Origin of the sequence: Enterococcus sp. DIV0175 (assembly GCF_050529075.1) — a bacterium.
Taxonomy (GTDB): domain Bacteria; phylum Bacillota; class Bacilli; order Lactobacillales; family Enterococcaceae; genus Enterococcus_B; species Enterococcus_B thailandicus.
Window position 1 is genome coordinate 1,963,206 of the sequence record NZ_CP172880.1, and the last position, 12,620, is coordinate 1,975,825.

A 12,620-nucleotide genomic window follows, 5' to 3' on the forward strand; every position below is an offset into this window, starting at 1 on the left:
TCTTTAAAAGTAACCAAAACTATCATTTTTTACAGTCAATTCACTTGTATTATTTAGTACCGCACTTGGAACTTTTTCACCAATCAGTGATGCGAATAAACATGTGCCCAGCAAGAACAAACAACAAAAATTGTCATTTAGAATAGCTGAATACATAACGCAAACTACAGAAGGCTTCAATTGATGATGTTTTCATCAAAATCGTTGGCAACGTTTCTCTTTCATCGTCTTAGTTTATAACAAAAAACTGTAGGACAAAGAATTTTTCCTTTGTCCTACAGTCTGAGAAACCTGACGTCTGTCAAATTTCTTTTTATTCAATGATACTTGTCATACACACAATATTTTTTAACATAGATCTTACATTACAATGTTTTACCAACCCGCAAAATAACCAATAATCACTTGCATCAACCGCCCAAACCAAACACTTACCAACAGGCAGGCAACCAGCCCAAATAAAACTTCAGCTACAAACAACAATACTTGAAGCAACGGATGCCCATTTAGGTTCACTGATTTTACCTTCATCAAAAGCCCTTCTTTTGTCCTGTGACTTATTCACTCCCCCAACTTTCCTTCACCATACAATGTATCTAAAATATTTACCATAGACAAAATTTACAAACTGTTTAGTTCCGCTTTCTTTCCACCTGTTCTTTCAATTATTTTTTCCTTCTTGGCTCTGGCAACTTCTTTGAAAAATCCGTGCGCCCTAACAAAAAATCTAAATTTGTCTCAAAAAAATCAGCGAGTGCAATCAAAATATATAGCGGAACTTCCCGTTCACCACGCTCATATTTTGAATAGACAGAATAATCACAGTGAAGATGTTCAGCTAATTTTCGAATCGTTAGCTGATGCTGCTTACGTAAATAATATAGTTTCTTCATAATGAAATCCTTTTTTGCTAATTATATAATGCGCTTTTCTCAATCGGTCAATTGTGGACAAAAAGACCACTTGTTTCAGTAAACCAGACTACACAACACGATGAATGACTTGCTCTAACTTCCCTTCTTTCTTCATTTTATTTTGACAACCGCAAATTTGTTCTTTCTATTATTCCCTTTATTGCGAAAGAAAAATGAACATGCTATTCTTAAAATTGATAACACTACACCAACATTTCGGAAAAAGGTGATTTTATGATTCCAAAGTATGAACAAATCAAACAAGATTTACTAACTGAAATCAAAACAAATAAATTTGTTCCAGGTGATAAATTTTATTCAGAAGCTGCGATTAAGCAAAAGTATGCCGTCAGCTCAATCACAGCGGTTAAAGCACTCAATGAGCTAACGAATGCCGGCTACCTTTATCGAGTACAGGGAAAAGGCACTTTTATTTCACGATCAAAAGTAGCAGAAACTGTCAAATTCTCAGATCTTGAACGGAATTCATTTGATAAAGAACACGTCACTGTATTATCCATCGAAGAAAAAAATGATGCCACGATTTTGCATGAATTAAAATTACCTAGCGATGAAACCTATTACAAAATCAAACGCGTTCGTTACTTTGATGAAACGCCTTTCTTGGTTCACCTTACTCACTTACCCAAAAAGCTAATGAAGCAACCACTTGCAGATGACTTATCAACTTACACAAGTGTCTACGAACGAATCCGTTCAGATTTCGGTATCGATCTTTTTTCCTTAGCATCTGTTGAAACAAATGAAATTGTCTTTCCTGATGATCCCGAGTTGCTTCGTTTGTTGAATCTAAGTTTTAGAGAGCCTGCTGTCAAACAGGTCAAACATTCTTACCTACCAGATAAAAGTGTTGCGGAGTATATCGTTAGTTACAAACATTGGAAATATTTCAAAACAAAAATTGAAGTAGAAGCAAAATAAATTAGCGACATTCTTTAGGTACTTTTTATTTAAAAATTACTTAGCCAATAGGTCATCAAAAAATTATACAAACTTGCTTAAAAACAAAAAAGCTCCATCCCTCGCCAAGCGAGGGATGGAGCTAACTGTTTATTAAGCTTCTTGAGCTACTGGATAAACAGACACTTGTTTTTTGTCGCGGCCTTTACGTTCGAAACGTACTACGCCATCAACTTTAGCAAATAAAGTGTCGTCTCCACCAATACCCACGTTTACACCTGGATAGATTTTTGTACCGCGTTGACGGTAAAGAATTGATCCACCTGTAACAGTTTGTCCATCAGCACGTTTAGCACCTAAACGTTTTGATTCTGAGTCACGGCCGTTAGATGTAGAACCGCCACCTTTTTTGTGGGCAAATAATTGAAGATTCATAGATAATAACATGGTCTGCACCTCCTATTTATCAGTAATTGTTTTAATTTGGATATATTCTGAATTCTCAGCTTCTATGGATTGTAAACCTAATAAAAGATTTTCCAGTAGAATTTCGGCAATATTCGTTTGTTCCTGTGTCATGATTGAGCTAACTTCGGTATAAAGATACCCGCCGTCTTCTTCATTCACGTCAACAATCGGATCAAAACCAGCTAATGAAGCAATCCCATTGACTGTGCTGATTGCTAATGCAGAAACACCTGCACATACAATGTCACTTCCATAAGGACCCGCATCAGCATGCCCTGTCAAAGTAAATGAAACGATTTGACCTGCGTCATTTCGCTTAAATGTTCCTTTGATCATCATTCAGGCCTTCTTTCTCAAACACTAATTAAGCGTTGATTGCGTCGATAACCACTTTTGTGTATGGTTGACGGTGACCTTGTTTGCGGTGTGAATGTTTTTTAGGTTTGTATTTGAAAGTAACGACTTTCTTTTGTTTGCCGTGTTTTTCAACAGTTCCTTCAACAGTTGCACCGTTGACTGTTGGAGCGCCTACTTTTGTAGATTCGCCACCTACTAAAATAACTTCGTCAAAGACAACTTTTTCACCTGCTTCAACGTCAAGTTTTTCGATGTAGATTGCTTGACCAACTTCAACTTTTACTTGTTTACCACCAGTTTTAATAATTGCGTACATGCTATAAAGCACCTCCTTATTTTATACTTAGACTCGCCATCCTAAGTGACAGCCAGGCTGTGCTTACTACTTATTCTGTGCGGTTGTAGCTGTGGAGTCCACAATTACAACGTTACTAGCTTAACAAAATAAACACTATCCGTCAACTAAAATTTCTGATCTTTCTGACCTCTTTAGTCGCATTTTTTTCTCTATCCTTTTATACTAAAAAAGAGTCAAACGAAAAATGAAAGTAGATGAACGCATGAACTACCCTACTACATTAGTGAAAGAAGTAAAACAACGAATGAATAATCGACCTGTCGAAGGTTTTGTCGCAGGGCAAGGTTCTCTTAAACCAAAAATAATGTTTGTTGGTGAAGCTCCAGGAAAAAACGAAGTTGAAAACCATATCCCTTTCAGCGGACAAGCAGGGAAAGAATTGATGGCCTGCCTTGAAGGACTGAAGTTAACCAGGGCAGATGTCTACATTACTAGTGCAGTTCGCAGTCGACCTTATCGTGTCGTTGAACGAATAAATAAGCGAACCCATGAAAAAGAAATCGTTTATCCAAACAGAACCCCGACTAAAGCTGAAGTGTTTGCACACGCCCCCATTCTCGACTATGAAATTGCCAAAATCAAACCTGATTTAATTGCTACTTTAGGAAATATCGGCCTACAACGTTTACTAGGAAAAGACCACACTGTTTCAAAAAATCATGGGCAATTATATGTGGGACCCGTTTTAGAATTGAACAAACAGAAAACACACTACGAATGGTCAAAGAAAACTTATCGCATTGTTCCCCTGTTTCATCCTGCTGCTATTTTTTACAATCGTTCTTTAGCTCCACTTATTAAGCAAGACTGGGAAATACTGGATACGCTCATCAACGATACAAGAAAAGGAAGCTCTGAATAATCTCAGGCTTCCTTTTTTTAGTTTAGTTATTTCTTTTATTCATTCGTTTCATATCGTGCATGTAATGCAGACAATGCATGTGCTACGGTTTGATGTTGTTCCGTGCTTTCTCCTTGCCACAAGTGTTTCATATATTTTTCTACTTCTGGTTGGAGGGAAGTATAGATAACTAGTTGGCCTCTTTCGTCTGCATTCGTTTGAAATTCGTCAAAGACAGACAGCGCCGTCAGGTCAATACTCGGAACACCACGCATCGAAAAGATAATGCCATCTTGGTCACTCAACTCAGCTAATTTTGATTTTAATTTTTCTGATGACATGAAAAACAAAGGGCCACTGATATAAACAACTGTCCAGTCTTTTAATTTTTCAGTTTCAGGTAAATCCATTCGTTTCCAATCAATTGTTTCAAGCGAAATCGTAATCGCCGCACTTTTCATGACAAAGAAAATGCACCCGCCAATGATTCCGATGACGATTGCAATACTTAAATCAAAAATAACCGTACAAATCATTGTTAGGAAAAATAGAAGAATAGAAGTCCAATATTTTTTTGAAAACAACTCGTGGATGGTTTCCCACTCATTCATTCGCCAAGCAGTAACAATCAAAACACCCGCCAATGCAGGCATCGGAATTTGAGACATCACTGGCGCGAAAACGAGCATAGATAGGAATAGAACACCAGCATGAATGATTCCAGCCAGACGTGTCTGAGCACCTGATTTAATCGCAACACTCGTTCGAGCAATTGCGGCTGTCGCAGGAATTCCACCAAAGAAAGGTAATAACAAGTTACCAATTCCTTGCGCCACTAATTCTTGATTACTATCTAATGGTTTGTTTGCCATTCTTCCAGCTGACGCCCCGCATAATAAACTCTCGACCATTCCTAAAAGTGCAATGCTGACTGCCGGAACTGCTACTTGTTGTAAATCGGCAATCTGAAAATCACTTAAAACTAAACGATTGCTACTAATTATTGTCTGTGGAATTTTACCTACCGTCGCCACAGGCAAATGAAAAATCAACATAGCACCTGTCGCAAGAATAATTGCTAAAAGCGAGCTTGGCATTTTTTGTGCCCAGCTTTTCGGATAAAAAGCCATTCCCAGAATCACTAAACTTCCCATGAACAAGGCGCTCCAATTAACCGTAAACCCTAACGTCTGATAACTGCTTAATTTTTCAATCACATTCGCGCCTTGTGAATGAACACCAAATAAATTATCCACTTGGCCCAAACCAATAATGATTGCGATTCCTGACGTAAAACCGGTAATTACCGGCGCCGGAATAAAAGAGGTTAATGTTCCCAACCGAAAAATTCCGGCAATCAACAAGAAAATCCCAGCTAAGAAAGTCGCCAGCAACACACCATGGATTCCTTGCGTTGCTACAATGGACATTAAGATTGCTGCCATTGCCCCAGTTGGTCCAGAAATTTGATAGAAACCACCTGACAAACCACCAATAATGACACCAGCTAAAATAGCAGTAATCAATCCTGCCGCCGCATCAGCACCACTTGAAACCCCGAACGCTAACGCAAGAGGCAAAGCAACTGCTGCAACAGTTACACCTGCCAACAAATCTTTTTGAAACTTTGCTAAATCATACCCTGAAAATTCTTTTTTTAACAACAAACGATAATTTTTGAACAACCTACAAACTCCTTTTCATGAAAATTTCTTAAATACACAATCATTAGGATAGCATAATTTTAGTCTAAAAGTAAGAACATTCACAAAGTCCTGTTATCATTAATCAGCTTTGCTACTACTGAACTAAAAAACGTGAGAAAATATATTAAAATAAATAGAACAAGAGGTAGACCAAAAAAATCTCTTCTTGATCTGCCTCTTGTCGTGTTCAATTATTCTTTTCTTTAGTTGTTTGCTTTTTATCGTAAAAAAGTCAGCTAGTCAATAATTCACTGATTTTATTTAAGGTTTTTCGATTGCGAACAGTAAAAGAATCATCGAGTTTTGTCAATTTATTTCCCAGTTTAGAATTCCGAATACTCTGCGCACTCAAGAAATAAATTTCTCTTTTTCCAACAAAAACCTTGTCTTGCCCTACAAATTCTTCAGCCAGCTTTGCTACAGCAGACGCATCGATTTCTTGATTGCCGAGATAAAAATACACGTGCTCGACCTCTGGCAAATGATCATTCATTTTCTGGATTTCAGCTTCTGTAAATGGAAACTCAGCTAAGATAGTTGCAAATTCCTCAGCTGTTCGTAAAACAATTTTGCTCTCAAAACCAAATCGTTCAACAAATGCTCTGGCAAGTTCAGACATAATCATTGTTTCTGGTCTATTTGACTCAAAAATGACATTCCCACTTTGAATATACGTTTTGACATTTTGATAACCTAAATCACTAAATAATACTCTTAAATCAGCCATCTTAATGCGATTTTTACTTCCAACATTAATTCCCCGAAAAAATGAGATATAGTTCATTTGTCTACTCCTTCTTTCTCGTTCTCGCTCTGCTTAACTAAATGAAGGATGGGATAATTTTTCCCAAAACCATCTATTTGGTCCTCTGAATCAATTGTAAATCCATGTTTCAAATAAAATGCTTTAGCGTTTTTATTTTGCGCGTTGACATCTATTTTTTGAATGTTTTTATTTTCTAATAACCAAACTAAAATTTTACTGCCATATTTTTTTCCCATAAACTCTGGGTTAAGAAATAGCATTGCTAACTCTTCATCCTGTGTACCACTAAATCCTAGCAACTGTTCATCATCGTACCATAACAAGAGTTCAACAGCATTCAAGTAGTTTGGTATAGCTTCTTGATAAAACACAAAATCTTTTTGTGATAAAAAGTTATGTGTTTCTTTAACTGATTTCCCCCAAACTTCTAGTACTTTAGGGTAATCATCCAGTACAGCTTTTTTATGCGTCAACATATGCTTTCTCCCTAACTTTAATAATAAATTTTTCTGGTGCTGGATGGATTATTTTTGTATCTATTTTCTCAAATGCATCTAGTTATTTGTTGATGATACGAACTATTTTCCGATAAATTCTAGCTATTTTGAAGTGTCAAATAGACGCATTTAAAAGACCTAGCTAACCCAACTGCTTCTAACTTTAACTGAGTAAAAACTTTTACCACAAGTTTGACACAAAAACAAAAAACCGTTAGAAACGAATGTTTCTAACGGTTTTTATACGTCACAGGAGGGATTCGAACCCCCGACCGTCCGCTTAGAAGGCGGATGCTCTATCCAGCTGAGCTACTATGACCTCACATGTTTATCACATGAATTAGCGCAACAAGGTAATTATAGAGAAACAAAAAGATTCTGTCAATAAGAATTTAGTTATTTAATTGCAAAAAGTTTTCAACAAAATCATAGAATTCAAAATAAAAGCTTTTTTTCTACGTATCTTTTTGTGAAGGCTTAGATTAGACAATTTACTAAATTAATTTCACAAAAAAGACTGGGATCTCTCCTTCCCAGCCAGATAACTATTTTTATTTTCTTTTTAGAATCAGTGATTGCTTAGTTCTGATTGTTTATTGAACTTCAGCTAATGAAACATCATCAGCTTCTTTAGTAATCATAATCACGCCATCACCCAACGGCAAGATGCTTGATGTTAGTCCAGGATGATTCATAACAACTCTTAGAAATTCATTTAATTTACGATGAATTGCTCGTTTTCCTCTGGGAATTTCTTCATCTGGTAATAAAATTGTGCCGCCTTGAAAAATATCATCTACCATCAGCACCCCGCCTTTTCTTAATAAACGCAAACATTCTGGAAGAAACTCAATATATTTTGACTTCGCACTATCCATAAAAATAAAATCGTATGGGCCTATCAATGTTGGCAAAATTTCAGCTGCTTGTCCTTCAAGTAACGTTACTTTATCTGTTAAACCAAGACGTTCATAATTTTTTTTCGCTTTTTCAATCATTACATCAAAACGATCAATCGTTGTAACGTGGCCTACCTCACTAATTGAAGTTGCCATCAAGCTAGACGAGAAGCCTATGGCAGCGCCAATTTCTAATATATTTTCTGGTTTCATTTGACCAAGGAAAAATTTCAAAAAGAGTGCCGTTTCATGAGGAATGACAGGAACTCCTGCCTCATGCGCCTCTTCTTCAAGAAGCCCTAGCTCACCAGGTAATTTTTTTTGTTGTGTTCGCATAAAATCCAGTAATTCTTCCTTTATAACTGGACGATGCATCATTTCATTGCGCATACTTCTCCTCCTCTTTCCAACATTATACTTAGAACAAATTTATTGTACAAGTTACTAAAAGTTTTTCTTAGCAAAAAAAGTTCGACAGAAATTCTGTCGAACTAAGTATTTAATCAAATCATTCTACAATTTTTCTTTTTCCGAAATTCATCTACCGTATTCCACGTCGTGACAGCAGTTAAACAAAATGCCATACCCCAAAACAAGATATTCATTTTCGAAAAGCTATCTTTAGCCAGTAGCGCACCTACATAGGGAATTTGAAAAACTGGTTTTCCAATTACACTTCGTGGTTTTATCATGCCTGATTCAACTTGTGTCTGCGTATCTGCTTTCGTATAAAAATATTCTTGGTTCTCACCTGCAGCGACCACACGCCGGGTTTTCACTCGCTCACCAGAATTTTCATAATAAGTAATGACGTCACCAACTAAAATATCTTCCGCTTTTTGTGGTCGAACATAAACAACACTTCCGTTTGAATACAGTGGAGCCATATCTTTATCAGTAACAATTTGTGGTGTTAGGCCAAGCAAGTGTGGCAATAAAACAATACATAAGATAATGGCTAAAAATAGAATCAATACAATCGAGCCAATAAGAGTTATTTTTTTGTTAAAAGGCACCGTTTTCCACCTCAATCCCCTAATTTACTAAAGTAACAATATAATAACACAAATTTTTATCTATATTTCTTTTTTATTAGAAAACTGATATTTAAAAATGGAAAATCTCCTTATTTTCTTAATTAAATAGCTAATTAAGTGTTATAAAGGCATTGACTACAAATAAAAAAAAGTTTAACCTAAATGTACTCCAATTGGAAAGGACCGTTACATATGACTCCTTTAAATAACACATATAATAAAAAAGATTTTTTTCAACAAAAATGAAATGGTTTTCTATAATAACATTATCCTTGTTATTTTTATTTGGCATTAGCTATTTCTTCTATTTTATCCTTTCTCCAGTCGATAGTGATGAAACAAAAGAAATTCAACAAGCTTGGGATTTTTATTCAAAGGATGATCCTGAGACTCGCTACAACAGTGAGTATTTAGAAAAAGTGCCCCAAGTTTCAAAAAATGAAACTTTCGTGATGGAAACCACTTTAACAAAAAAGCTTGACCAAGCCAGTATCTTGTTGAAAGGAAATCATCAATGGATCAAAGTTCGATTAGATCAACAAATTCTTTACGAACGAACAGGTGACGCAAATACCAAAAATCCTGGGTTATCACTAGCAGTCATTGATTTACCTGACAATTATGTTGGAAAAAAATTATCAATTGAAGTTGCCTCTCCTTACATAAATTTTGCGGGGATCCCACCAAAAGTTTATATTGGCACTGCCTCTTCAATGGTCACGTTTATCTTCTCTAAATCAGTACCACAGTTTTTAACTATGATTATCGCAATTCTATTAGCGGTTGGAACATTGATTATGGCAATCTATATTATGTATAAACAACAACGGCTGGATCTCTCATTGATTTTTTTAAGCTGTTTTGCATTAATCGTCGGCTTTAGCGCAATGTCTGAAGATATTTTGAGTGGATTGTTATTTGATCCAATCGTTCATTCTACTCTGTCGCATCTTTTTACCGTTTTAAGTGCATTGTTCCTAATTTCTTATTATGCGTTACGCATGGAACGTTATCGACGGCTTTTTGGAATCTGGTGTCTTATTCAAGTTTTCTTATCTTGCTTACCCATTTTATATGTTCTTTTCACACCAGAAGAGCTTCCTGAAATGATGCAATTGATTAGTATCATTCGAGTTTTCAGTACACTGGTGACTTCCCTTGCCTGTATTGGTGAAGCCTATCATGGAAATCGTTTTTTCGTTTCCTGTACGCCTTGGATCATTCTGATTGCAATTAGCCACTGCTACTTGTTTATCCAAAGCACCCTAGGAAATTACGCTAGCACACTCAACTGGTCAACTATTCTTTATATGATTATTTTGCTAGTAATTGTCATTTATAGTATTTCTGAACATATCCATGCCGTAGATCAAAATATTCGAGAAGCTAATTTTTTAAAAACTAAAACTGAGCTGCTTGAGGCGCATTATGAATCCTTACGTGCACATATGAAGGAAATCAGCACACTTCGTTTAGACTTTTTAGATCGAATGACAACAATTCAAGCAATGTTGCAAACTAGTCAACCAGAGCAAGCAGAAAACTATCTGAATGAACTTCTTGATGAAGCACAAAATTTTGAGCTTATGACTTCTTTATCTGGTCATTCATTGACAAATTTGATTTTGGCACGTTATCAAGAAATTGCGAATAAGCAAAGTATTGAAATTCATTTTAATGCCGACCTTCCAGGAACGTTATTTGTTCACGATGACGACTTGACCCAATTATTGATTCATATCTTGGAACATTCTTTCAGAGAATCACATGCAATTGAAAACCCATTACAGCGAAAAATTTTCCTTTCAATGCGTGTCAGTGATGATGATTTCATTATTCATTGTGAACACAATGCACATTATGATACAAATATTTTTGACCGTGGAATAACGACCGAATTAGATAGTCAAGAACACTTTGATTTAATGATGATAAAGCTTGTCACTGATAAGTATTCTGGTAAATTAACTCAAGAAAAAGATGAAATTTTTGATCGTGTTACGATTCAACTTTCTCGCATTTAAAAAACTAAAAAAGCTTCCGGAAAAATTTCCCGGAAGCTTTTTTAGTTACTAATCGGTCACTCTTTTTAATAAAGTAATGACAGTAAGTCTTCCGACTCGATTGCACCAAAGTATTTTTTAACGTCGATTGTATCGACCGTTTTCTCTAATGAAGCTTTTTCATATTTTTGACCAATCAACGCTTGTTCAACATCAGCGATATTTCCTAAACCAAAGAAATCACCATAAATTTTTGCATCGTCGATCAATCCATCAGCAACATCTAAATGAACTTCAATCGAGCCAATTGGAAAACGTTTTTGACGAGAAAAATTGAAATCAGGTGATTTTCCATAATTCCAATTCCAATTTCTGTAATAATCTTCAGAAATTTGATTGATTTTTTCCCAATCAGCTTCAGTTAATTGATATTCTTTAATATCAGCCTCTGATTCTACACCAAAGATTTTTAATAAGATTTCTTGACGAAACTCTTCCGTTGTCATCTCTTGTTTATCTTCTGGCAAGAATGGTTTGATATTTGTCACACGTGAACGAATAGACTTGATCCCTTTTGATTCAATCTTGTCTTTTTTCACCTTCAAAGCATTAACAACTTCATTGATATCGGAATCGAACATGATTGTCCCATGGGCAAACATTCTGCCACTTGTCGCATACATTGCATTCCCAGAAAACTTCATTCCATCAATTACTAAGTCATTTCGACCTTTTAACTCGGCACCTGTAACACCTAATTCATGAAGTGCTTGAATAATTGGTTGTGTAACTTTTGCAAAATCACGGAAAGAATTTCCATCATCAGGCATGATAAAACTGAAATTCAAATTACCAAGATCGTGATAGACAGCTCCGCCACCACTTAGTCGGCGAACCACATGGATTCCTTGCTCTTCAACATAGTCACGATTGATTTCTTCAATCGTATTTTGATTACGTCCGATAATAATCGAAGGCTCATTGATATAAAAAAGTAAAATAGGTTCATCTAAAGGCATTTCTTGTAATAAAAATTGTTCAATTGCTAAATTTACTCTTGGGTCGTGGTTTTCATTCGGTACAAAAATCATGGTCGTCCTCCTAGATTTCAAATACTTTATCGACAGCTGCCAATTCAACAATCACATCTGGACCAGCAGCTTTTTGTGCTTCGTTTCTTAGTTGTTCCAAATCACCAAATTGAGGTAAATGCGTCAAAACAAGTTTTTTCACCTGTGCAGCTTGTGCCAACTCACCAGACTCTTTTGACGTAAAATGCGCACGATGGCGTTCATTTCCTTCAAATAAATAAGTGTCTGCTAAAAATAAATCGGCTTCTCGTGCAAACGGAATAAAACTTTCCAGATAACCAGAGTCACCAGTGAACACAAATACTTTTCCAGTAGCTTCTTCTACGATTCGCATCGCATAGCAAGGAACTGGATGGATCGTCTTCATAAAAGTAATGAGAAACGGCCCCACTTTTAGTTCTTCTGGTTCATAATAAGCAATTCCTTCTGAGACACCGAGCATACTTAATTCAGCAAAATGAAAAGCATCTTCCGTATGACCATAAATCGGTAATACTGCCTCTGGGTCTTTTTCAGGATGAAGTTGCCAATAGTACTGCAACACACCTAAATCTGCAATATGGTCATGGTGATAGTGACTCAAAATCACCGCATCCAAATCCAGTGGTTCAAGATGTTCCTCCAGTTTAACTAACGTTGCACTTCCCGCATCAATTAGTAAATGAAACTTGTCAGATTGTAATAAATAACCGGTTGTTCCTTGATTTTGATAAGGATAGGCACCTAAACAGCCTAAAACCGTTAATTTCATCGTACATTCCT

At 36.1% G+C, this 12,620-nt stretch carries 15 protein-coding genes, 1 tRNA gene, 1 pseudogene and 1 other annotated feature; of the genes and pseudogenes, 3 read left to right on the plus strand and 14 right to left on the minus strand.

Annotation, left to right across the window (positions count from 1 at the left end; translation table 11 throughout):
- Nucleotides 1-3: 3 nt before the first annotated feature.
- The 3 genes from IGJ76_RS09195 to IGJ76_RS09205 all read right to left on the minus strand — a co-directional run bounded on the left by IGJ76_RS09195 (nt 4) and on the right by IGJ76_RS09205 (nt 893).
- Nucleotides 4-156 (minus strand): hypothetical protein, encoded by a 153-nt coding sequence (locus IGJ76_RS09195; protein WP_270492380.1) that lies wholly within the window; start codon nt 154-156, stop codon nt 4-6.
- 219 nt (nt 157-375) lie between these two features.
- Nucleotides 376-531: a hypothetical protein gene (locus IGJ76_RS09200; protein WP_157495812.1), complete on the minus strand. Its 156-nt coding sequence runs from the start codon at nt 529-531 to the stop codon at nt 376-378.
- Between the two features lie 134 nt (nt 532-665).
- Complete coding sequence (locus IGJ76_RS09205) at nt 666-893, minus strand: helix-turn-helix domain-containing protein (RefSeq protein ID WP_067480478.1); 228 nt, start codon at nt 891-893, stop codon at nt 666-668.
- A 255-nt stretch (nt 894-1,148) separates the two neighbouring features.
- Here IGJ76_RS09205 and IGJ76_RS09210 point away from each other — a divergent pair, with 255 nt between their 5' ends.
- Nucleotides 1,149-1,856 (plus strand): GntR family transcriptional regulator, encoded by a 708-nt coding sequence (locus IGJ76_RS09210; protein WP_067480475.1) that lies wholly within the window; start codon nt 1,149-1,151, stop codon nt 1,854-1,856.
- A 132-nt stretch (nt 1,857-1,988) separates the two neighbouring features.
- On the opposite strand, the gene rpmA is transcribed toward IGJ76_RS09210, so the two are convergent.
- From rpmA to rplU, 3 genes are read right to left on the minus strand one after another with little or no spacing between them, the layout of a single operon-like run.
- The gene (gene rpmA / locus IGJ76_RS09215; RefSeq protein ID WP_010751514.1) at nt 1,989-2,282 is read right to left on the minus strand and encodes a 50S ribosomal protein L27; all 294 of its coding nucleotides are present in this window, start codon (nt 2,280-2,282) and stop codon (nt 1,989-1,991) included.
- 12 nt (nt 2,283-2,294) lie between these two features.
- Complete coding sequence (locus IGJ76_RS09220; RefSeq protein ID WP_067480472.1) at nt 2,295-2,639, minus strand: ribosomal-processing cysteine protease Prp; 345 nt, start codon at nt 2,637-2,639, stop codon at nt 2,295-2,297.
- Nucleotides 2,640-2,667: 28 nt separating this feature from the next.
- Entirely contained in the window at nt 2,668-2,976 is a 309-nt protein-coding gene (rplU, locus tag IGJ76_RS09225; RefSeq protein ID WP_067480469.1) for a 50S ribosomal protein L21, read from the minus strand.
- Between the two features lie 19 nt (nt 2,977-2,995).
- Nucleotides 2,996-3,071, minus strand: a sequence feature (ribosomal protein L21 leader region).
- A 149-nt stretch (nt 3,072-3,220) separates the two neighbouring features.
- Here rplU and IGJ76_RS09230 point away from each other — a divergent pair.
- Complete coding sequence (locus tag IGJ76_RS09230; protein WP_067481322.1) at nt 3,221-3,880, plus strand: uracil-DNA glycosylase; 660 nt, start codon at nt 3,221-3,223, stop codon at nt 3,878-3,880.
- Nucleotides 3,881-3,915: 35 nt separating this feature from the next.
- On the opposite strand, the gene IGJ76_RS09235 is transcribed toward IGJ76_RS09230, so the two are convergent.
- From IGJ76_RS09235 to IGJ76_RS09260, 6 genes are all read right to left on the minus strand, one after another.
- Entirely contained in the window at nt 3,916-5,544 is a 1,629-nt protein-coding gene (locus IGJ76_RS09235) for a SulP family inorganic anion transporter (RefSeq protein WP_270346167.1), read from the minus strand.
- A 253-nt stretch (nt 5,545-5,797) separates the two neighbouring features.
- On the minus strand, nt 5,798-6,349 hold the full coding sequence (locus IGJ76_RS09240; RefSeq protein ID WP_067480463.1) for a DUF1697 domain-containing protein: 552 nt from the start codon (nt 6,347-6,349) through the stop codon (nt 5,798-5,800).
- Entirely contained in the window at nt 6,346-6,807 is a 462-nt protein-coding gene (locus IGJ76_RS09245; RefSeq protein ID WP_067480460.1) for a GNAT family N-acetyltransferase, read from the minus strand. Before IGJ76_RS09245 ends, IGJ76_RS09240 begins: the two co-directional genes overlap by 4 nt.
- 266 nt (nt 6,808-7,073) lie before the next feature.
- Nucleotides 7,074-7,147: transfer RNA gene (locus IGJ76_RS09250), tRNA-Arg, on the minus strand.
- 274 nt (nt 7,148-7,421) lie between these two features.
- Nucleotides 7,422-8,117, minus strand: a complete 696-nt coding sequence (locus IGJ76_RS09255) for an O-methyltransferase (protein ID WP_067480457.1) — start codon at nt 8,115-8,117, stop codon at nt 7,422-7,424.
- Between the two features lie 113 nt (nt 8,118-8,230).
- Entirely contained in the window at nt 8,231-8,743 is a 513-nt protein-coding gene (locus tag IGJ76_RS09260) for a signal peptidase I (protein WP_067480455.1), read from the minus strand.
- Nucleotides 8,744-8,956: 213 nt separating this feature from the next.
- On the opposite strand from IGJ76_RS09260, the pseudogene IGJ76_RS09265 reads away from it, so the two are divergent.
- Nucleotides 8,957-10,788: pseudogene (locus IGJ76_RS09265) on the plus strand (hypothetical protein).
- 65 nt (nt 10,789-10,853) lie between these two features.
- On the opposite strand, the gene IGJ76_RS09270 reads toward IGJ76_RS09265, so the two are convergent.
- The gene (locus IGJ76_RS09270; protein WP_067480448.1) at nt 10,854-11,858 is read right to left on the minus strand and encodes a lipoate--protein ligase; all 1,005 of its coding nucleotides are present in this window, start codon (nt 11,856-11,858) and stop codon (nt 10,854-10,856) included.
- Between the two features lie 10 nt (nt 11,859-11,868).
- Nucleotides 11,869-12,609: an MBL fold metallo-hydrolase gene (locus tag IGJ76_RS09275; protein WP_218657890.1), complete on the minus strand. Its 741-nt coding sequence runs from the start codon at nt 12,607-12,609 to the stop codon at nt 11,869-11,871.
- Nucleotides 12,610-12,620: the final 11 nt, after the last annotated feature.